This window comes from Siphonobacter sp. BAB-5405 (genome assembly GCF_002872335.1).
In the GTDB taxonomy this organism is placed as follows: Bacteria; Bacteroidota; Bacteroidia; order Cytophagales; family Spirosomataceae; genus Siphonobacter.
The window spans coordinates 232,981-253,195 of the sequence record NZ_NJAG01000036.1; the positions used below are offsets into that span (position 1 = coordinate 232,981).

Annotated in this window: 15 protein-coding genes and 1 pseudogene; 6 read left to right on the forward strand and 10 right to left on the reverse strand. The window is 49.4% G+C overall.

Annotated elements, in window-relative coordinates; genetic code table 11:
• Nucleotides 1-571 precede the first annotated feature (571 nt).
• Nucleotides 572-886 carry a GH32 C-terminal domain-containing protein gene (locus BWI97_RS27430; RefSeq protein ID WP_141217322.1) on the forward strand — a complete coding sequence of 105 codons (315 nt, stop codon included), beginning with the start codon at nt 572-574 and terminating at the stop codon, nt 884-886.
• A 165-nt stretch (nt 887-1,051) separates the two neighbouring features.
• On the opposite strand, the gene BWI97_RS27735 is transcribed toward BWI97_RS27430, so the two are convergent.
• Nucleotides 1,052-1,189, reverse strand: a complete 138-nt coding sequence (locus BWI97_RS27735) for a hypothetical protein (RefSeq protein WP_158242810.1) — start codon at nt 1,187-1,189, stop codon at nt 1,052-1,054.
• 387 nt (nt 1,190-1,576) lie between these two features.
• Between BWI97_RS27735 and BWI97_RS20395 the strand changes: the two genes are divergently transcribed.
• The gene (locus BWI97_RS20395) at nt 1,577-1,972 is read left to right on the forward strand and encodes a barstar family protein (RefSeq protein ID WP_094808627.1); all 396 of its coding nucleotides are present in this window, start codon (nt 1,577-1,579) and stop codon (nt 1,970-1,972) included.
• Between the two features lie 200 nt (nt 1,973-2,172).
• Here BWI97_RS20395 and BWI97_RS20400 read toward each other — a convergent pair whose 3' ends face one another.
• Complete coding sequence (locus tag BWI97_RS20400; RefSeq protein ID WP_102202561.1) at nt 2,173-5,613, reverse strand: ThuA domain-containing protein; 3,441 nt, start codon at nt 5,611-5,613, stop codon at nt 2,173-2,175.
• A 309-nt stretch (nt 5,614-5,922) separates the two neighbouring features.
• Here BWI97_RS20400 and BWI97_RS20405 point away from each other — a divergent pair, with 309 nt between their 5' ends.
• The 3 genes from BWI97_RS20405 (at nt 5,923) to BWI97_RS20415 (ending at nt 10,454) form a co-directional block, all read left to right on the forward strand.
• Complete coding sequence (locus BWI97_RS20405) at nt 5,923-6,642, forward strand: NUDIX domain-containing protein (RefSeq protein WP_094808511.1); 720 nt, start codon at nt 5,923-5,925, stop codon at nt 6,640-6,642.
• 225 nt (nt 6,643-6,867) lie between these two features.
• Nucleotides 6,868-7,662: an SDR family NAD(P)-dependent oxidoreductase gene (locus tag BWI97_RS20410; RefSeq protein ID WP_102202562.1), complete on the forward strand. Its 795-nt coding sequence runs from the start codon at nt 6,868-6,870 to the stop codon at nt 7,660-7,662.
• Nucleotides 7,663-7,925: 263 nt separating this feature from the next.
• On the forward strand, nt 7,926-10,454 hold the full coding sequence (locus BWI97_RS20415) for a PAS domain-containing protein (protein WP_102202563.1): 2,529 nt from the start codon (nt 7,926-7,928) through the stop codon (nt 10,452-10,454).
• A 60-nt stretch (nt 10,455-10,514) separates the two neighbouring features.
• Here the strand turns inward: BWI97_RS20415 and BWI97_RS20420 are convergent, their stop codons facing one another.
• The 8 genes and pseudogenes from BWI97_RS20420 to BWI97_RS20445 all read right to left on the reverse strand — a co-directional run bounded on the left by BWI97_RS20420 (nt 10,515) and on the right by BWI97_RS20445 (nt 19,371).
• Nucleotides 10,515-10,889 carry a hypothetical protein gene (locus tag BWI97_RS20420; RefSeq protein WP_102202564.1) on the reverse strand — a complete coding sequence of 125 codons (375 nt, stop codon included), beginning with the start codon at nt 10,887-10,889 and terminating at the stop codon, nt 10,515-10,517.
• Between the two features lie 128 nt (nt 10,890-11,017).
• Nucleotides 11,018-11,290 (reverse strand): hypothetical protein, encoded by a 273-nt coding sequence (locus tag BWI97_RS20425; RefSeq protein WP_094808507.1) that lies wholly within the window; start codon nt 11,288-11,290, stop codon nt 11,018-11,020.
• A gap of 35 nt (nt 11,291-11,325) precedes the next feature.
• Nucleotides 11,326-12,210 carry a hemolysin family protein gene (locus BWI97_RS20430; protein WP_369826625.1) on the reverse strand — a complete coding sequence of 295 codons (885 nt, stop codon included), beginning with the start codon at nt 12,208-12,210 and terminating at the stop codon, nt 11,326-11,328.
• Complete coding sequence (locus tag BWI97_RS29270; protein ID WP_369826623.1) at nt 12,107-12,655, reverse strand: CNNM domain-containing protein; 549 nt, start codon at nt 12,653-12,655, stop codon at nt 12,107-12,109. Before BWI97_RS29270 ends, BWI97_RS20430 begins: the two co-directional genes overlap by 104 nt.
• Before the next feature lie 190 nt (nt 12,656-12,845).
• Nucleotides 12,846-14,303, reverse strand: coding sequence for a TolC family protein (locus BWI97_RS27435; protein ID WP_146010987.1), 1,458 nt, complete (start codon nt 14,301-14,303; stop codon nt 12,846-12,848).
• Nucleotides 14,293-17,460: pseudogene (locus BWI97_RS20435) on the reverse strand (efflux RND transporter permease subunit). The gene BWI97_RS27435 and the pseudogene BWI97_RS20435 overlap by 11 nt, the downstream one beginning before the upstream one ends.
• A gap of 207 nt (nt 17,461-17,667) precedes the next feature.
• Nucleotides 17,668-18,816: an efflux RND transporter periplasmic adaptor subunit gene (locus BWI97_RS20440; protein ID WP_102202566.1), complete on the reverse strand. Its 1,149-nt coding sequence runs from the start codon at nt 18,814-18,816 to the stop codon at nt 17,668-17,670.
• Between the two features lie 150 nt (nt 18,817-18,966).
• Entirely contained in the window at nt 18,967-19,371 is a 405-nt protein-coding gene (locus tag BWI97_RS20445; RefSeq protein ID WP_146010988.1) for a hypothetical protein, read from the reverse strand.
• A 277-nt stretch (nt 19,372-19,648) separates the two neighbouring features.
• Here BWI97_RS20445 and BWI97_RS20450 point away from each other — a divergent pair, with 277 nt between their 5' ends.
• Nucleotides 19,649-20,155 carry a DUF4269 domain-containing protein gene (locus BWI97_RS20450; protein WP_102202672.1) on the forward strand — a complete coding sequence of 169 codons (507 nt, stop codon included), beginning with the start codon at nt 19,649-19,651 and terminating at the stop codon, nt 20,153-20,155.
• The last annotated feature ends 60 nt before the right edge of the window (nt 20,156-20,215 follow it).

The following is a 20,215-nucleotide window of genomic DNA, read 5'->3' on the forward strand; positions in this document are numbered from 1 at the left end:
GAAATAACCCTCTTTGGGTGGAATCTGAATCCATACATCCCTCCAGGCAGGAACTCCGCTGATTTGATTAGTTATCCCCTTATGAACCAATTCAAACCAACGAAGGAGGTCCCCAACCGCCATTAAGGTGCCTCAACCTGCCTAAAGGAGCAGAAGATGTACACGTACTCCCCTGCTGTACAAGTACTTTACAAAGGTAACTAACAGATTTTTAGAACATTTAGGGAAATAGTAACTACACTGTGACCCCTAAATTTGAGGTCTTCCGTTCAAGCAAATGAGTACCGAAAAGGGCGGGTTTGTGCTCTTGTTTAACTCTGCTACCGGTTTTAACAATACTTCCTGCCATCAGAACGAGTACAGGGACGGTCTGAGTCCGGATTGCCCTGCCAATACGTTCAGCCTGCCTCGAAAATAGATGCACAAACGAGGTTACCCCAGTGCGTGAAATCCCTTCAAGCTACATACGCCGGAACCTCGTCAATACCCCGTTTGTCAATACGTCACCCACCCCCTTTTAAACCGCACCAGCTATGATTACTCATGAACCGAATCCCAATTTCCCGCAACCTTGAAATCTTACTGGATTGTGCACCGAAAGCGTAGGTTCTTCTCTACATTCGGCTCGCCTATTCAGCAGGGCCGCTATACAGCTGGTGCCAGATCAGGCCCATACGCAGGCATTACGCTTGTTCAGAAACGGAAACGAGGAAATGGTACTTTCTATCAGGACGGCTCGGTTCGCCTGGATCGCCGTCGCTCCGGAAAAGTCGATTTCAACGCCCGCTTTCACAGCGTCGAGCAGGTCCCGGTAAAACTTCAAAAAGGAGTCGTTAAGCTACAGATCATTGCCGACGCCCCGGTGCTGGCGGTATACGTCAACTAAGGCGAAGTCGTACTTACGGATCGGGTTTTCACAACCTAGCAGTACGGGGTCGCTCGAACTGTTTACCGAGGGAGGCCCGGGAACGTTTCACAACCTGAAAGTTTCAGCATTAAAGCCTTGATACTTATCGCCGAAAATGGTACGGTTTATTGCGAAACACTCCGTTTACAGATAAGGCCCAATCAGCGTAACCAGAATACGGGCTAGTCCGACCGCAATCCACAGGCTACAGCCAATGATTACCCGGAGCGGATACGGTTTGCAGCGATGGTTGAGTCGCGATACTTTTCCCAACCGTTTCATAGTAAGCGAACGAGTGGTTGAAAAAGCTGGTTTTTGCATTGGTCTAAACAGTTCATCTTCTGTAAGGTTCATACCTCATGTTCATTGATTTAGGTTTGGTTGAAAAGGGCATACTGTTCGTTAATCGAATTTTATATAATTGATAGTCAAATATTTACCTCCATATATTGTTCACTTACCTTTTCAGAATGAAAAATCAATTTTCACTTTGAAAGGCTCCTTTTCTAAATCCTCTGTGATTCCAACAGTCTATTCAAGGGTGTCTACCCTGCAACGTACATTGACCGTAGAAATGGGGTTTATACTGGGCGACATTTACTGCTTCACCCTAACCTGGAGCCGGATACTTTGCTGGACGACTACACCCGCGTACAAAACGTAGATTTTATGAAAAAACAAATCGTCCTTAATGGTCAGGCAATCAATGACCTCCCTTCTTTTTACCAGGAAATCAATCGGGTCTTCATGGCGGAAGAAGACTGGGAAATTGGTCCGAGTCTGGATGCCCTAAATGATTTGTTGTACGGTGGGTTCGGTGCCCTCAAGGATCAGGACGAAATCCAGCTGGTCTGGCAGCATAGCTCGCACAGCCAGAAAGCCCTGGGCTATGAAACGACGAAAGCCTATTATGAAGCCAAACTACAGCCGGGATCTCCGTTTAATGTTTCCTTATTTCAAGAAAAGCTAAGGGAGCTGGAAAGTGGCTCGGGACCGACCTATTTCGATCTGATCCTGGAAATCATTGCCGAGCACCCTACGATTGAACTTGTAGCCCTGAATTAATTCTTTGTACTCACCAATTCTGGAATTTCCGCGATTGCAAAGCTTTGCGTATAACTAAAAACGGAGAAGGAACTATCCGTAGACAGTCCCTTCTCCGTTTTTAGCAAACGCCTAGACTCACTTTACTTTATAGCTATACGCGTTTAGATGGGTAAGTACATGGATCACATTGGAAACCCTAGAACTATCCTGCTTTCATCCTATTCCGTACCCATCAGAAACTCCGTACCCATCACCACCATCAAACTGCCCGTAACATTACTGGGACTGACAAATAGCAAGTACACATCCTGTGGTTTGGTTTCCGTAGCCATCGGACCTTTCAACGGAATGGTCAGGGCCTGGGGTTGAAAATCGAGTTTGTCGGAAGGCTCTAACATCGCCGACTCTCCCAGTAAGGGACCCGTGGGACTATTCAGACGGAGTTGTATTTTTCCACCCACGGCATTAAGCTGCGGTTTCGGAGCTACCGCCAAAACCCGGACTCCTGATACGCCATTCAGATGCACCTGTTTAAGGACCATGTACGCACCGGACTTAGCGGGAATGGCCAGGTTATTTCCACCATAAGCCATTTTATTGACATTGTCGTAATCGTCGAAATTGTGCACATCCACCTTGGCATTTCTGAGTACGTAGCTTTGTTCAGAGCGTAAGGCAGGCAATCCTTTGGCTCCTTTATCTTCGTAGGAAGCCCGGACGATGTAAACCCCTTTTCCTTTATCTCCCGTGGGCAAATTCGCCGTATAACTTCCCTTCAGCGGTAGCGTCTTCGCTCCGGCCGTCTGATCGGATACGCTCAGAATGTATTTTACCATTTCGGCCGCATCGGACGTAGACAGCTGCGGATGAGCCGCCATTGCCGTTTCTCCCCAGACACCGCCACCGCCAGCAATCACTTTCTTCGTCAGCCGTTCTACCGCCGAAGGGTCACCTTTGTATTTTTTGGCCACGTCCAGATAAGCAGGTCCGATGGACTTTTTGTTCAGACTATGGCAAGCCTTGCAATCACTCGATTCGATGAGCTTTTTACCCGTTGCCAGCAAAGCCCCCGCATCTGCCGAGCGGTGCCCCTGAGCAATGGCAACTTTGTCGTAGCCTTCAGCGAGGTAATCAATGTTTACGGCTACTCGCTCCGGGTTGATGCCCTTGCCTAATGTTCCATCTTCCTTATCGCTTACCTTTACCTGATACTGAATGGGCTGGTTGGGCGTGAAAAAGGACTTCTGGGGTAATTCAACCGAAAGTACAGGAGCTTCATTGCCTACGGTGATGTCCAGCGACTGCGAAGCGATACCTCCCTTGCCATCGTTCACCGTCAGCGTAGCTTTGTAAAGGCCCGTTTGAGCCAGGGTCAGAGCCGCTTCGGGTTGCGTAATGGTTTTGTTGAATCCATTTTTAGAAGTGATCTTCCAGGAATAGTTGAGTTCATCACCATCCGCATCGGTGGTGCCTTTAGCAGTAAGCTTCACGGCCAGCGGAGCAGCTCCCCCCAGCTTGTTGGCAGCGATTTGTACCTGTGGCTTACGGTTGCCGCCGTTAAATTCAATCCGAATCAGACGGGCGTCGTCGTTCGCCGTAAACCAGCCGGAACCGTATTCCAACATGTACAAATCCCCATTGTCAGCGAATTCCATATCCATCGGATTACTGAATTTGTAGCTGGGCATGAAGCGATCCATTGACACATAGTTGCCCACCGAATCCATGGTCACGGCCATAATCCAGCCTCGCATCCAGTCATACGTGAACAGTTTTTTGTCGTAATAACTAGGAAAGGCCCGCTCTGCTTTCGCAAAATCTTCGGTGTAGAAAACGGGACCTGCCATGGCGTTTCGACCGCCCGCTCCTACCAGGGGAAACTCCGAAGAGGCCTCATACGGATACCAGATAAATGCTTTCTGAGCGGGTGGTAAGACTTTCAGTCCCGTATTGTTCGGGGAGTTATTCGTCGGTGCACTGACCTGCCATTTTTCACCGGATTTGCTGGCGGCGAAGTCGTATTTCGCATATGCTTTGTTGTCGCCCACAAAATGCGGCCAGCCGAAGTTTCCGGCTTTGCGAGCCTGCCCAACTTCATCGTGGCCCGCCGGACCACGACTGGAATCCGCTTTGGCAGCATCCGGACCCACTTCGCCCCAGTACAGGAAGCCCGTTTTCTGATCGACCGAGATCCGGAAGGGGTTGCGGTGGCCCATCGTGTAAATTTCGGGTCGGGTCTGAGCGGTTCCTTTCGCAAATAAATTTCCTTCGGGAATGCTGTAACTACCATCAGATTGAGGCTTGATTCGCAAAATCTTACCCCGTAAATCGTTGGTATTCGCCGATGATTTCTGAGCATCCCAGGCCGAACGACCTTCCCGCTCATCGCTGGGACTAAATCCGTTCGAACCGTGCGGGTTGGTGTTATCGCCCGTTGACAGGTACAAATTGCCTACTTTATCCCAGGCAATGGAGCCGCCCGTGTGGCAGCATTCCTCCCGCTGGGTGGGGATTTCCAGCAATATCTTTTTCGAATCCATTACGAGTTCATCGCCTTTCAACTCAAAGCGACTCAGTACATTCTTCGATTCGCTGGGATCCGAATAATACAGATAAATCCAGTGGTTCTGGGCAAAGTTGGGATCCTTACTCAGCCCCAGCAGACCATCTTCACCCATCGACTCCTTGCCTTCCTTACTTACGTATTTAATGCTTACGGGTAGTTTGGCAATGGTTTTCAGTTCCTTGGTTTTGGTGTTATACAGTCGGACTTCGCCCTTGCGTTGGATAAAAAGTACCCGACCATCGCCCAATACGCTCAGTTCCATCGGCTCGTCGAGTTTCTCTTCCAGGATCACTTTGGTAAAGCGGTTTTCTTCGGGCCGGGCCTTCGAAAAGTCCAGGGACTGGGGCGTATCGCCCCCCGCCGTATACTGAATACCTGCCCAGAGGTGATTCAGAAACAAAGGTTCCGAAAAGGTTTCATCGGTATGCCCCATAGCGGTGTAAAAGGCTCGTCCACCGTCGAAGGGCTGGTACCAGCTCATGGGATGAAAATCGGGATTCTTGCCGCCGATGTAACTCTTTTCGTCAATTTTCAGGACGACGTTGATCTGGGGTGAAATATTCTTAAAGCTATAAAATTCATCCGTACGCTCGAATTCATCCGGCATACCCCGCGTGGCCCAGTGGTTTTTCAGGGTTACGATGAATTTGCCTTTCTGCACATTACTCGGCGTCATGGGGTGATCCAGAAAGTACGCTCCCGCCAATCGGCCGTACCAGGGCCATTCGTATTCGGTATCCGTAGCCGCGTGGACGCCCACCCAGCCGCCACCCGCCTGAATGTAGCGTTCGAAGGCCGTCTGCTGCTGCTCATTCAGTACATCACCCGTCGTATTCAGAAAAACTACCGTGCTGTACTTCTTCAGGTTGGATTCGGTAAACTGACTGGCATCTTCCGTAAAAGCGACGGCAAAACCTTTTTCGCCGGCCAGTTTGGTCAGAGCCGTTTTTCCGGCGTCAATGGAAGCGTGACGAAATCCGGCCGTTTTACTAAAAACGAGAACGTTAAAGGTCGGTTTCTGAGCGAAAGCGGCTTGCTGGAGGAGGCAGATTCCCAGCCACAGCGAGGTAATTCGGAGAAATATAGCTTGCATAGGTAAGTAAACGAGTGCTTGAATGCAGCAAAGCTAGAGAAATACTTTTATTGTCTAATTTTTAGACAATAAATTTTACACAATTATTTATCTGGTTAATACAAATTAATAACTCCGAAGATAGCTAAGTTATTCTACTGATTTCCTGTAATTTACACGCTGTCTTTTCGCTTTAGACGAAGCCATTTTACTTACACTGCGTTTACGTTCACCAAGACTATTTTTTGATTTGTAATTTTAGCTATTTCAGGAAAATCAGGGATTGAAGCTATTTTTAGGTCTTTCTTCTAAACTTTATAGTATTCTCCTATGCAACCGCTACGTGAGCAAGATTATATTCAACAACTCTCTATCGATTGCGTCATTTTTGGGTATGAAGCGGGTGAGCTTAAAGTGCTGGTACCTAAAATGGATTTTCGGGGAGACTTCTGGGCTTTACCCGGGGGTCATATCTTACAGAAAGAAAGTATTGATGAAGCCGCGTACCGGATTCTTAAGTTCAGAACCGGCATCAGCGACATCTATCTGGAACAATTCTGGGTTTTCGGGGATCAGTCGCGAAGCAGTCAGGATTTTATTGACCGCTTACTAGCCCTCAATACTGACAAACTCGAACACCAAGATCTCCGGGCCTACGCCTGGTTGAGCCGACGTTTTGTATCGATTGGTTATTATGCTCTGGTTGACATGCATCAGGTAAAACCTCAAACCAGTGAGTTGGACGCATCGATTGAGTGGATGAATGTCAGGGAGTTACCACCGTTGATTATGGACCATAACGCCATCGTAGTCAAAGCCCTGGAAACGTTGCGTACCAATCTGGATCAGAAATTGATTGGGTTTAACCTGCTGCCCGAAACCTTTACCATGAAGGAAGTACAGCAGCTTTACGAAGCCATCTTTGACAAACCATTGGCCCGTAACAATTTTCAGAAGAAGATGCTGGATCTTCAGGTACTCGAACGTCTGGAAAAGAAATTCACGGGTGCCGCTAACAAAGCTCCGTATCTCTATCGGCTCGTTCGGTGACCTGGCAAGCGTAGAATGTATGCCTCTTTTTCATTGCGAAGCATTGCTTTATCATCGACTTTGTTCTCTGGAATCCTGCTGACCCGCTGGCTATTGCACGGTTGAGAAACTAAACCGCCCTGTATTCGTTATTCCATCGATTTCAGATCTCGTCAAGCCTTCCCGTAATTCAACAACGAATTGGAGTGAAGCAGGCGAGTGGTCCATCTTCAAAAATCAAGCATTATGGATTTGCAATTAGCAGGAAAAACAGCGTTTGTGAGTGGTTCAACGGCGGGCATCGGTTATGCCATTGCCCTTGGTCTGGCTAAGGAAGGCGTCACGGTCATCCTAAACGGCCGTACCTCCGAAAACGTAGCCGCTGCCGTGAAGCAGTTACGATCCGAAGTTCCGGATGCCCAGGTCAGCGGTTTTGCCGCCGATTTTGCTCAGGCGGCCGACGTGGAGGCTTTGCTGGCCAATCTGCCTCCCGTGGATATTCTGGTCAATAACATTGGCGTGTTTGAGCCCAAAGCCTTTACGGAGATCCCCGACGAAGACTGGTTCCATTTTTTTGAAATCAACGTCATGAGTGGCATCCGGCTTTCCCGTCACTTCTTCCCGAAAATGCTGGAGAGAAACTGGGGACGTATTCTTTTTATTTCCAGTGAATCAGCCGTATTCATTCCCAGTGAAATGATTCACTATGGGATGACCAAAACCGCCCAGCTGGCCGTCGCCCGGGGACTAGCTGAACTTACCAAAGGCACGGGGGTGACCGTGAATACAGTTTTACCAGGTCCGACCAAGTCCCGCGGTGTGGGCGAATTCATTGCCAATCTGGCGAAGCAGGAGAATAAAACGGAAGAAGAAATGGAAAAGGTATTTTTTCAGGACTTCCGCCCCACCTCGCTGATCCAGCGGTTTGCCAGTCCGGATGAAATTGCTCACATGGTTACGTACCTCTCCAGCCCCCTGGCTTCGGCTACGAACGGGGCTACCTTACGCGTAGAAGGAGGGTTATTGAAAACTGCTTTTTAGCTTTTCATGGGCTGAACTAGCAGACTAATTAAAGGCTTTGCTAGTTCAGCCCAGCCATAAACGTATACACATATACGTCAATCCATTTCGCTCATTCAGTTCATTGATTGTCAGGTTAGCAATGTCCTAATCGCTTTTTGAATCTGTTTTATAAATCATTATACCCAACGACCCGCCGTAAGTTTTTCCCCCAATTGATAACATTTCTCGTCCGCTTCAAGTTTTCCCATAACTTTACCCATACATTGGATTGAAACGTACGAATGGCTATCCCTCCTGTATCACCCGAGGAAAACAATCGGATCACCGCCCTTAAAAGCTATGACATTCTCGACTCCTTACCCGAAGAGGATTATGAGGATATTACCCGACTGGCTTCAGATATCTGCGAAACGCCCATTGCGTTAATCAGTCTGGTTGATAAAGACCGCCAGTGGTTTAAATCGCATCGCGGTCTTGACCTGCAGGAGACTTCGCTGGAACATTCCTTCTGCGTACACAACCTCATCAGCCCACAAAAGCCGCTGGTAGTGGAAGATGCCCGGCAAGATCCCCGCTTTGTCAACAACGCCTTTGTCACGGGCTACCCCAATATCGTTTTTTACGCGGGATCACCTCTGGTCGATCCCAATGGCTACGTACTCGGATCGCTTTGCGTGATTGATCACCAGCCGAAACAGCTCACTGAAAAACAGTTATCTGCTCTTAAAATTCTTGCGAAACAGGTCATTAAACTCCTGGAATTACGTAAACAAAATCAGGCCCTGAAAGAAAGCGAAGAACGGTATCGACTCGAAAACATAGCCCTGGCAACCAGCCGTAAGCGATTCGAAACGGTTCTGAAACACGCCCCCATTGGCCTGGGCCTGCTCCGTGGCGATGACCATGTATTTGAGTTAGTTAACGACCGTATTGCTGAAATGGCCGGTCGACGCGTCGAGGATATGCAGGGAAAAACCTTGCTGGATGCCCTCCCCGAGTTGAGCCGTCAGGGTCTCAAAGAAATATTTGATTCTGTTCGTACTACCGGACAGCGATTCGTAGCACCGGAGATTCCCCTTCAACTCCAGCGAAATAATCAACTGGAAACGGCCTATTTCTACGCCAGTTTTGAACCCGTCCAGGAGCCCGACGGCACGGTAAGCATCGTGGATTTCAGTATGGAAATTACCGAGCAGCTTAAAGCCCAGCGGGATTTACAGGAAAGTGAAGCCCGTTTCCGAGCCATTTTTGAGCAGGCTCCCATGGCGATAGGTCAATTGAAAGGCCGGGATCTGGTGATTGAACTGGGTAATAAGCAGCTTTTTGAAGTCTGGGGAAAAGATCCGTCCATTAGGGGAATGCGGCTCATCGATGCCTTACCAGAAATGCAGGGCCAGCCCTTTATAAACATTCTGGAAGGCGTGTTTGATAGCGGTAAACCCTTTTACGGGAATGGCGTCTTAGCCCAGCTTTTCCGAAACGGTCGCCTGGAAGATTTGTACTTCGATTTCAGTTATACGCCGCTCCGCTCCGCCGAAGGCGAAGTAACCGGAATTATGATTATGGCTGTCGAGGTTACGGAACAGGTATTATCCCGGCGAAAACTTGAAAAAAGTGAAGCTCGATTCCGGGGTTTGATTAAAGAGGCTCCTTTCGCCATTGGAGTCTACGAAACCAATGATCTGATCATTTCCATTGCCAATGATGCGATGCTTCAATTCTGGGGCAGAACACCAGAGGTCATTGGTCAGAAGTTACCCGAAGCTCTGCCCGAGCTGGAAGGACAACCCTTTATTCCGCTCTTGCATGAGATCCTGCGTACGGGCGAAACGTACCGGGCGACTGAAGAACCCGCTGACCTCCTAACGAATGGTCGTTTGCAACGGTACTGGTTCAATTACGTTTACCAGCCCATTTTTGATAATGAAGGCAAGGTATTTGCGATTCTGAATTCAGCGGTCAACGTTACGGATAAATACCTGGCTCGGCAGGAATTGCAACAGAGCGAACAGCGGTATCGCGATTTGGCGGCTGAGCTGGATCAGCATGTACAGGAACGCACCCAGGAACTGTTACAGACGAATCAGGAATTACAACGTTCGAATGAAAACCTGCAGCAATTTGCTTACGTAGCCAGCCACGATTTGCAGGAGCCTTTACGGAAAATTCAAACCTTTAGTACGCTACTTTCCAAACGCTTTGCGGGCCAACTCGATGAGCAGGCCTCAAATCTGCTTGAACGCATCAACACGGCCGGGTATCGCATGTCCTCGCTGGTTAGCGATCTGCTGACCTACTCCCGGTTTGCAACGCGACAGCAAAGTTTTGACGACGTTTCGCTGGATGCCGTACTGGCGGGTGTTCTGGATGCCCTCTCACTAACCATTCGTGAACGCAAGGCCCGTATTCAAACCAATACATTGGGTTCGGTTAAAGGGGATGTGGTGCAGTTGCATCAGCTCTTTCAGAATCTGGTTTCGAATGCCATTAAATTTACCCCGGCTGAAGACCAGCCCCTGGTGCGTATTCAGTATGATGTGATCAAACGTCAGGAGTTACCTCCCCAAAGCAAACTTACCGGACATCTCTTTCACCGCATCAGCGTAACCGATCAGGGAGTAGGATTCGATGAGCAGTACCTCGACCGAATCTTTATGGTATTCCAGCGTCTGCACAACAAAAATGAATTTCCGGGTACGGGTATTGGACTGTCGATCTGTCAACAGGTAGTAGAAAACCACGGTGGATGGATTACGGCAAAAAGTCAACCCGAGGCAGGTACTACCTTCCTGGTGTATCTGCCCGCCTAAGAATAGGCTACTAACAAAAGGGATCTGGAAGGTTTCACGCCTCATCATTAGGCGTCCCACTTATTTACGCATCGCCGCCTTAAAGGCCGCCAGATCCTGAGCGGTGGGAGGAAGAATTTCGGCTACTTCAGCTCCCCGATTCATCGTTGAATGCGTAAAAACTTTCGCCCGTACAGGTGTACTTTTCTGCTCCGCGGACCGGATCGCTTTCACAAACTCCTCACTATTTTTGAGTTTCATATCCAGGAAAAATACCTGAGCGAGCGGATAAAGTGCGAGCCATGCCGTGTCATTTTTAATGCTCCGCAGTTCGGGTAGTACGGCTCCGGTTTCGTAGGTGTCACCCTGTTTAACCACCTTTCCATCGGAGTACTCGTTTTTGTGACAAGCCGAGCAAACCGTTACAAAAGTCAGGAGTAGGAGTAAGCGATTCATGGCTTCAAGGTTGATAGGTTTTTTTCGTTTTATACTGTAACGTCAATCGTGTATACCAGCGTCTACGAACAAGTCATCGATTTTACAGAAACTATATTTTCCAACTCGCCTATCTGCTGCAAGTTCCTTTACCTCCGTCTCAAGGCGTTATAAGCCAGCAGAATCAGCAGTTCTAGGGCATAGATAACAATCACTGGAAGTAGGTACGCTTCATCCGTCATATCCAGAAAATGATACAATCCCCACGTAACGAGAAAACCGAAAATCAGCATCAAAAACGTGGAAACTGTCACTTTCTGACCATGACGGAATTTATTAATGATGTGTACTAACAGCAGTCCCTGAATGAGCAGAAAGAAAAACAGACAGACAACCGTACCAAACTGATGAACAAACATCATACTTTTACTTTTTTCCAGTGAGCTTCCAAACGCAGTTATTCCTCACTGGCAAGGGGCTCTTCACCCAGATCTTTGAGCAGTACCAGTCCAATTGCATTATTTTCAATACTTTCAATTTTGATTTCATAGCGATCCACTGTTGCCATTTGTCCTACGGCAGGCAGGCGACCAAATCGCTCAACCAGAATTCCCGCCAGGGTTTCATAACCAGCCCGCTTCTGAATGGGCCGGGGTAAGAGTGCGTTTAGATCCAGGAGCGAACTAGTAGCCCGGAGCCGATAGCGATGTTCATCCACCTGTTCTACAATGGGCCGTTCTTCGTCGGATTCGTCCTGGATTTCACCCACCAGTTCTTCCAGAATATCTTCCATCGTGATAAGCCCTTCCGTACCACCGTATTCATTAATTACAATGGCCATTTGCTGACGACTTTGCTGAAACTCCCGCAACAAAGGACGGATTCGCTTCGTGGAAGGTACGAAAAACGTGGGTTTAATCAGCGAACGAATATCGATGCCTGGGCCTTCCTGAAGCTTCAACAGGATTTCCTTTAAATACACAACGCCCAATACATGGTCCAGGTTTTCTTCGTAGCAGGGAATGCGGGAATAATTTTCTGCGATGATTTCGTCCAGAATGGCCTGATTGAACTCCAGTACATCGATACCAAAAATCTGCGTCCGGGGCGTCATAATCTGGCGTACGCTCCGCTCGGAAAACTGAAAAGCTTTTTCTACCAGGGTCAAATCCGAACCCTCGGTATGATCTTCCTTCGCCTGATAATCCTGCTGGCTCTGATGCACCAGATACTTCAACTCATCCGCACTGTGTACTTCCGTGCTGTGGCTCACCGTAATGCCAAAAAGTCGGAGCACTACCGCCGCAATGCCATTCAACAGCCAGATTACGGGACGGAAAATGAGAAAGAAAAATTGCAGCGGGTACGAAACGGCCAGGGTCGTTTTTTTCGGCCTGCTGGATGGCCAGCGATTTGGGTGCCAACTCTCCAAAAACAATGTGTAGAATAGTAATAACCACGAAAGCGACGGGCAGGGCAATCTGGTGGGCCAGTTTTTCGTCCAGTTCGAGGCCCACGGCGTGCATACCGGCGATCAGGATTTTGGATACGACCGGCTCGCCGATCCAGCCCAGCCCTAAACTGGCCAGCGTAATACCTAATTGCGTAGCGGCCAGATAGCCATCCAGATTCCCTAAAATTCGGGTGGACAGACGGGCAGCTGCGTTTCCGGCCTGAGCTTTCATTTCCAATTGCGAGGCTCGTACTTTGACAATCGCAAACTCAGCCGCCACAAAGAAACCATTGAGTAAAACTAGAAGCAGCGTGATTAAAAAGTTGAGTAACATGGTTTGGTTGAATTAATAAACATAAAGAGGGAAAGTGTGGGGATTAAAAACCTAGGATACGCCCTCGTTAGACTTGCTGCAAAAATCCATTGCCAGCCCCAATTCGGAAATCCGGTGATGCCGTTGAACAGCTTGCACACAAAGCGTTTGAATATACGCACGTTTCTTTGCATACAAGCTGTTTTCAGGCTTATTGCCAGCCGCCGCCCAAGGCCCGGTACAAATCTACCAGGGATAAAAACTGGGAACGTTTGGTATTGATTAGGGACAATTCCGATTCCAGAACCGATCGCTGGGCCGTAATTACTTCCAGATAGGTGGCGTAGCCCGTAGCAAAAAGATTATCCGAAGTCGTAGCTGCCTGCTTCAATACATTCACCTGTTGCGTCTGGTAGTCAGCTACGTTACGAAAGTTTTCCAGGCCTTTCAAACTTTGTACCACTTCCGAAACGCCCCGTAAAATGACCTGCTGATACGCCAGGAAGGAGCGATTTCGTTCGGCCTCGGTCACCCGTAAATTACCTTTGATGAACCGACGATTCAGTACAGGGGCTGATAGACCGCCTAAAATACCCGCCGTCATGGACTCCACACTTCCCAGTACACCCAGCCGGAATGCATTCAAACCAACATAGGGCGTCAGATTCAGCGAAGGAAGAAATTCGGCCCGGGCCACGGCTACGTCGATGTTGGCGGCTTCTAGCTCCCGTTCAACCTGACGAATATCGGGACGGCGGCTCATCAGCTGAGCCGGTACCCCCGCCGCGACCGTCGCGGGGAGTTGTTGCTCACGAATCGAGATGCCCCGCTGGATGGGTTGCGGATACCGGCCCAGTAAGACGTTGATCTGGTTTTCGGCCTGAAGAATTTGCTGGCGTACGCCGCCTTCCAGGCTTTTTGTATTCAGCAACTGAGCGTTAAACTGCTGCACGGCCAGTTCGGTAACCCGACCCGCTGCCTTCTGTACTTCGACCAGCGACAGGGCCTGCTGCTGTAATTCAACGTTATCCCGAATGATTTCCAGTTCCGCATCCAGCGATAGCAGCGTGAAATACAGGCGAGCCACCTCAGACACCAGATCCGTTACGATGACATTACGACCTTCCTGACTGGCCAGTACCCGGTTGTACGCGGCCCGTTTGCGGTTACGCAGTTTTCCCCAGAGGTCAATTTCCCAGGAACTCCGAAAGCCCACGAAATAATCCGGTACGGGGTTGGGGATGATACTGGAACCCGTTACGTACTCCGAAAAATTGGTATCGTAATTTCCTACGCCATTAAGGGTATAACGGCCGAAACGGTCCACCCCCGCCGAAACCACGGCGTCTACCTGGGGCCGCAAGGCGGCCTGACTGATGCCGTACTGGGCCCGGGTTACTTCCAGGCGTTGTAGAGCCATTTTTACGTCCAGATTCCGGGCCAGAGCCGTATCAATCAACGCCACCAGATTGGCATCGGTAAACAGACGGTTGTAGGGATCGTTCCCAATACTCAGGGAATCCGTATTGGGGTCATTTAAACTACCCGCGTAAGACGAGGGTACGGGCACCGGAGCAAGGGTCGCGGGCGTATGCCTGACCCGACAACTGCTTAAACTCAATAGCCAGGCTCCGGCTAGTATAGAAAAAATTTGACGTTTACGATTCATGCACATACGTAGATTCAGTGGGGGAAGAAACCGAATCGGACTCTGATTTAGAGCCCATTCGCTCCGCAAGTTTGGCGAAGATGACGTACAGACCGGGTACAACGACCAGTCCGAAAATGGTACCGATCAGCATACCGCCCGCGGCAGCCGTACCGATCGAGCGGTTGCCCAACGCTCCGGCACCCGTAGCAATACACAGCGGAATCAGACCCGCAATAAAGGCAAAGGAAGTCATCAGAATCGGGCGTAGGCGGGTCACGGCACCTTCCATGGCTGCTTTCACAATACTCAGACCTTCGCGTTGTCGCTGACTGGCAAACTCCACAATCAGAATGGCGTTTTTACCCAACAATCCAATCAACATGACCAGGGCTACCTGAGCATAAATGTTATTTTGTAAACCAGCCAGTTGCAAACACAGAAACGAACCAAAAATCCCCGTAGGCAAGGAAAGTAGTACGGGCAGAGGCAACAACAAACTTTCGTACTGAGCTACCAGTAATAGATAGACAAACAGCAGACACAGCATGAAAATATAAATGGCCTGATTGCCCGAGAGTACCTCCTCCCGCGACATGCCCGACCAGGCAAACGAGTACCCGCGTGGTAATTCCTTGGCCGCTACTTCCTCGACGGCTTTCAGGGCGTCGCCACTACTGTAGCCAGTGCCCGCATCCCCATTGATCAGAGCCGAGGTGTACATATTATAACGGGTGAGCTGCTCGGGACCGTAGACGCGTTCCAGCCGAACGAAATTGGAATAGGGCACCATTTCGCCTTTTTCATTTTTCACGTGCATAGTGAGTACGTCTTCGGGCTTGGTCCGGTATTCGGGCGAGGCCTGTACCATCACCTTGTACATTTGTCCGAAACGAATGAAGTTGGAAGCGTAGAAACTCCCCATCAGGGTTTGCAGCGTACTCATGGCATTGTCTACCGAAATACCCTTTTGGGCCGCTTTATCGTAATCCACATGCAGCATGTACTGCGGGAAAGTGGGGTCGAAACTCGTAAAGACCTCACCCAATTCCGGCCGTTTCCGCAGGGCGTCCATGAAGGCTTCGGTAACTTTTTTGGTGGCTTGCAAGTCCCCTTTCCCCGTTCGATCGAGCAATCGAAGCTCAAAACCACTGGAGTTACCAAATCCGGGTACGGTTGGGGTGGGAATACTGAATACTGGCTCCCTGAATATGCCGGGTTTGTTTGGTCAACGCCGCAATGACGTCGTCTACCGTTTCCTTCCGTTCCTCCCAGCTTTTGAGGTTGACCATTGCCATTCCGTAGGAAGAACCCGAGCCATCGGTCATCAAACTAAAACCAGCCAGAGTCGATACGTTTTCAACGGCGGGCATTTTCGCCGCCACTCCCTGAATCTGATCGAGTAATTCTTCGGTTCGTTTCACCGTAGCTCCTGCGGGGGTCGTCACGTTGACGTAAATCATACCCTGATCTTCCGTAGGAATAAAACCGCTGGGCAGAATGGTATTGATGCCCCAGGTACCCGCTACGAAAATCAGTAATATACCCACCGTTACGACCCGTCGGCTGATGATGCGTTTCAGCAAGCTCTGGTAACGACCCGTCAGACGATCAAAACCTCGGTTAAATCCATCAAAAAAGCGATCTAATAGATTCTTCTTCCCACCTGCTGCGTGCGGACGCAGCAGCAAGGCACACAAAGCAGGCGTAAGCGTCAGAGCGTTCAAACCTGAAATCAAAATCGCTACGGCCAGCGTCAGCGAGAACTGTCGATAGAAAATCCCCACGGGACCCGACAGAAACGCTACAGGAACGAATACGGCGGACATCACCAGCGTAATGGCAATCAAAGCCCCGCTGATTTCCCGCATGGCGGCAAACGTTGCCTGCGGGGTGATAAATGTTCCTGCGTAATTTTAGCGTGGACGGCTTCCACAACCACAATCCCATCATCCACCACAATACCAATGGCCAATACCAGGGCAAACAAGGTCAGCAGGTTAATCGAAAAACCGATAACGCTCATGAAAGCAAAAGACCCTACCAACGCAACGGGTACTACTAAGGCACAAATCAGCGTTGATCGCCAGTCCTGTAGGAAGAGAAATACAACGATGAACACCAGTACGAACGCTTCAAACAGCGTCCGTACCACTTCGTGAATGGACGCATCAAGAAAGCGGGAAACATCGTAGGCAAAATTATAAGTCATGCCCGGCGGAAACGTCTCTTTCTTGAGTTCAGCCATCCGCTGTTTAACGTTGGCGATGATCTCGCGAGCATTGGAGCCAGGGCGTTGTTTGAGCATGATCGCCGCTGAAGGTCGTCCATCGGTTTTGGAAAGGACATCGTAATCCAGGGAGCCGAATTCTACATCGGCTACGTCTTTCAGCCGCAGGATCGAACCGCTCGGATCGGCCCGCAGGACAATGTTTTCGTACTGTTTGGGTTCGAAAAACTTACCCGTGTAGCGAAGTACGTACTGCAAGACCTGCGGAGCCCGGTCGGCACTCTCCCCGGCTTTTCCCGGAGCGGCCTCCACGTTTTGTTCCCGAATCGCTTCGATGACTTCTTCGGGAGAAAGGTTATAGGCGGTGAGCCGGTCGGGTTTAAGCCAGACCCGCATGGAGTACTCCCGGGAACCCATAATATCGGCAAAGCCCACGCCGTCGATGCGTTTCAGTTCGGCCAGAATATTAATATCCGCGAAATTGTAAATGAACTTTTCATCGACCGTAGAATCGTCACTGAAGATGTTCAGATACAACAGCATACTATTCACTTCCTTCTCCGTAATTACCCCGGCTTTGATTACCTCCTCGGGCAATTCATCCAGTACGGCCGTCACACGGTTCTGCACGTTCATGGCCGCCAGATCGGGGTCCGTACCGACTTCAAAAAAGACCTGAATCAGGGTAGTACCATCATTCCCGGATACGGAGTTCATGTACACCATACCGGGAACGCCGTTAATGGCCCGTTCGAGCGGTGTGGCAACGGCCTTCGTACAAACTTCGGCGTTGGCACCCGTGTATTTCGTGGTGACGGTAACCGATGGGGGAACAATATCGGGAAACTGCGTCACGGGTAAACCCGTCAGAGCCAGTACCCCCAGTAGCGTAATGACTACGGAGATAACCGACGACAGCAGCGGCCGTTTAATGAATATATCAAACATGAGTTCATTTATTTTTTATGATCGTTTCATGGACAGGTATTACGTCCCTTAGCAAAGCTGGCTTTCACTTCCCTGATAGGATTGTCAGCGTCGCATGCGACAGGGCACCGTTTGGCTTGTTGTCGTTTTACAACCACTTCTTCAAACCAGGTACTACCAGCCATCCACTCTCCATTCATTAGTCATCAGCGTATGAAAACCATACGTTTACATCACCTTGACGGCGTTTTCCTGCGAAATACCGAGGCTATCGCTGGAAATGGGTTTGGGAGTAATTTCTTCACCATCCCGAACGTTCTGAATGCCTTCAAAGACGATGCGTTCACCGGGCTGTAACCCCGAGCTGACGATGTAATGCTTGCCGACCCGGCCCCGGGGAACGAAACTGCGGGATTTCACTTTCCCTCCCTGATCTACCACAAAGACGTAGTTTTTATCCTGTACTTCAAAAACGGATTTTTGCGGGACGAGCAGGGCATTGGATACCTGGGTACTGATCCGGATTTTACCGGAAGAGCCGTGCTTCAACAGTTGCTTGGGATTGGAAAACCGGGCCCGGAAGGCAATCGTACCGGAGCCGCCTTCAAACGTACTTTCCATCACTTCGATGTGACCTTTGTAAGGGTACAGGGATTCGTCGGCCAGCAGCATTTCTACTTCTTTGCCTCCTTTGCCCAGCAAATTCCGGTTGTTTTTGATGAAGCCCAGGTACTCGCGTTCCGAAACGTCGAAATAGGCGAATACCTCGTGAATGTCCGAAACGGTCGTTAGCAGAGCCCCTTCCTCAATTAGACTACCGATTTTAAAGGGAATCCGGTTGATGACACCGTCGAACGGAGCCCGGATCTGAGCCTGCGTCAGTTTCAGGGCCGCCGCCTGATGCGAGGCCCGGGCTTCGTCGATTTCGGCCCGTGCCGCTTCCAGTTTGGCCTGAGCCAACTCCATCTCCGAGGGCGATACCACTTTGCTAGCCAACAGTAGCTTTACTCGCCCTACTTCTACTTCGGCGGTTTTGGCTTGTGCCTGGGCAATTTTCAGGGCGGCCTTTGCCTTGTCGGCTTCTACCTGATATTCGGCGGCGTTCAGACTAAAGAGTACCTGTCCTTTCTGAACCCGCTGTCCTTCGTCTACATGAATTTTTTCGAGAAAACCTCCTACACGAGCCCGAATCTCTACATTACGTACCGCCTCAAGCGTACTCACGTATTCGCGTTGCAATTCTGTTGATTGCTGGGTAAGCTTTACGACGGGCAAGGTCAATTTTTCGTCCGTTTGATCGGACTGCTCCTGCTTGGTCTGACAACCCGTCAACCACGCACCGAGCAGCATGGCCCCAAAGCCTATGCTCTTTTTCATAATAACAAGCGGTAAATCGTCCGTAGGCTGCACGCGTTGAGTCAGCATCCCACGAAACCAGTGAAGAAAGAATGGAAAAGAAACGCAGCCCGTCCAGACAGCACGGTATAAGTGTACTGTCTCAACGTTCGCTGAGTGAAGGAAAAGAATTTAGGCAGTCGCCTGGGGGGGAGGCAAAGAAATTTCCATCAGGCAGTGCAGCAACTCAATGGAAGGTTCGGGGGTACGAACCATGGGTAAGGTTACTACGGTAGGAACCGGCGGTAGTAATCGAAAGACCGGAACGAAGCAGTAGTCTTGCTGGAGTTTGGTGAGGTCACTATCCTCGTCGGGATCATCGTGTTCAGGAATGACGTCTTCGAGTCCGAGGCCTTTTTCCAGCACAAACTCAATGAGACTTTCCATGTCGTTGATCGTCGGATCTTCATGCGTTTCACCGCTTTCCGAATGGATTACGATATGGTCGGGCGTGTCAATGCTCAGGTTGATGACGTGTAACGCCATCACCAGACAAAACATCTGATACAACCACCAACTTCGTTTTCGTTTTTTCATTCGATCCAATCAACCCCATACAAAACTAAATCTAAACTAGCCCTAATGCCTAAAAAGTGGATAAATCTTAAAACAAATTGTTTCTATCCTACTATTACTTGTTGATTTAATGATATTCTAATGCTACTCGCTAGGGAAAGCTATGTTTTGGTGTATGGAAAATGTGGGGCAATTTTTGCCGGTTGCGTTGGCAATTCATAGCCTTTTCAGCGAAAAACAGGATCGCATGGCTCACAAAATCGCTTACTTTTGTTGCTGTAGCTTCTCTTCTAAAGTCATGCATTTTGAAACCCTGGCGTACTTACAAACCGGTACGCCTCGCCAACAGGAAGCGTATCGCGTACTTACGCAGTATCAGGTTTTAGAAAAACTCAGCCGGTACGATCCACTGCTGGTCGGAACGATTCCCCTGAATATCGACATCGAAAGCAGCGATCTGGATGTGATCTGTCAGTGGCAGGATCAGCAGGAGTTTATCGATACAGTACGAAATTCGTTTAGCAGTTTAAAGGATTTTCAGATTCGTGAAAAGCGGGAAATCGTGGTCGCGACGTTTAGACTGGATACGTTCGACATTGAAGTTTTTGGACAGAATCTTCCCACTCGCCAGCAACTGGGCTATCGTCATATGCTCGTGGAAGACCAGTTACTTCGGCAATACGGCGAAGACTTCCGCCAACAGATCATTGCTTTGAAACGCCAGGGTTATAAAACGGAACCTGCGTTTGGTAAACTACTCGAACTTACCGGCGATCCCTACGAGCAGTTACTACGCTTTGAATGAGCTACCCTTGTATCGTAACGTTGACATGATTGATGAGTACCTTAACTATTAATATGTGGT

What these genes read in the sequence shown, in the direction of transcription:
- BWI97_RS27735 (WP_158242810.1), bottom strand. Translation starts at nt 1,189, where the DNA reads ATGAAACGGTTGGGAAAAGTATCGCGACTCAACCATCGCTGCAAACCG.
- BWI97_RS20395 (WP_094808627.1), top strand. Translation starts at nt 1,577, where the DNA reads ATGAAAAAACAAATCGTCCTTAATGGTCAGGCAATCAATGACCTCCCT.
- BWI97_RS20400 (WP_102202561.1), bottom strand. Translation starts at nt 5,613, where the DNA reads ATGCAAGCTATATTTCTCCGAATTACCTCGCTGTGGCTGGGAATCTGC.
- BWI97_RS20405 (WP_094808511.1), top strand. Translation starts at nt 5,923, where the DNA reads ATGCAACCGCTACGTGAGCAAGATTATATTCAACAACTCTCTATCGAT.
- BWI97_RS20410 (WP_102202562.1), top strand. Translation starts at nt 6,868, where the DNA reads ATGGATTTGCAATTAGCAGGAAAAACAGCGTTTGTGAGTGGTTCAACG.
- BWI97_RS20415 (WP_102202563.1), top strand. Translation starts at nt 7,926, where the DNA reads ATGGCTATCCCTCCTGTATCACCCGAGGAAAACAATCGGATCACCGCC.
- BWI97_RS20420 (WP_102202564.1), bottom strand. Translation starts at nt 10,889, where the DNA reads ATGAATCGCTTACTCCTACTCCTGACTTTTGTAACGGTTTGCTCGGCT.
- BWI97_RS20425 (WP_094808507.1), bottom strand. Translation starts at nt 11,290, where the DNA reads ATGATGTTTGTTCATCAGTTTGGTACGGTTGTCTGTCTGTTTTTCTTT.
- BWI97_RS29270 (WP_369826623.1), bottom strand. Translation starts at nt 12,655, where the DNA reads ATGTTACTCAACTTTTTAATCACGCTGCTTCTAGTTTTACTCAATGGT.
- BWI97_RS27435 (WP_146010987.1), bottom strand. Translation starts at nt 14,303, where the DNA reads ATGAATCGTAAACGTCAAATTTTTTCTATACTAGCCGGAGCCTGGCTA.
- BWI97_RS20440 (WP_102202566.1), bottom strand. Translation starts at nt 18,816, where the DNA reads ATGAAAAAGAGCATAGGCTTTGGGGCCATGCTGCTCGGTGCGTGGTTG.
- BWI97_RS20445 (WP_146010988.1), bottom strand. Translation starts at nt 19,371, where the DNA reads ATGAAAAAACGAAAACGAAGTTGGTGGTTGTATCAGATGTTTTGTCTG.
- BWI97_RS20450 (WP_102202672.1), top strand. Translation starts at nt 19,649, where the DNA reads ATGCATTTTGAAACCCTGGCGTACTTACAAACCGGTACGCCTCGCCAA.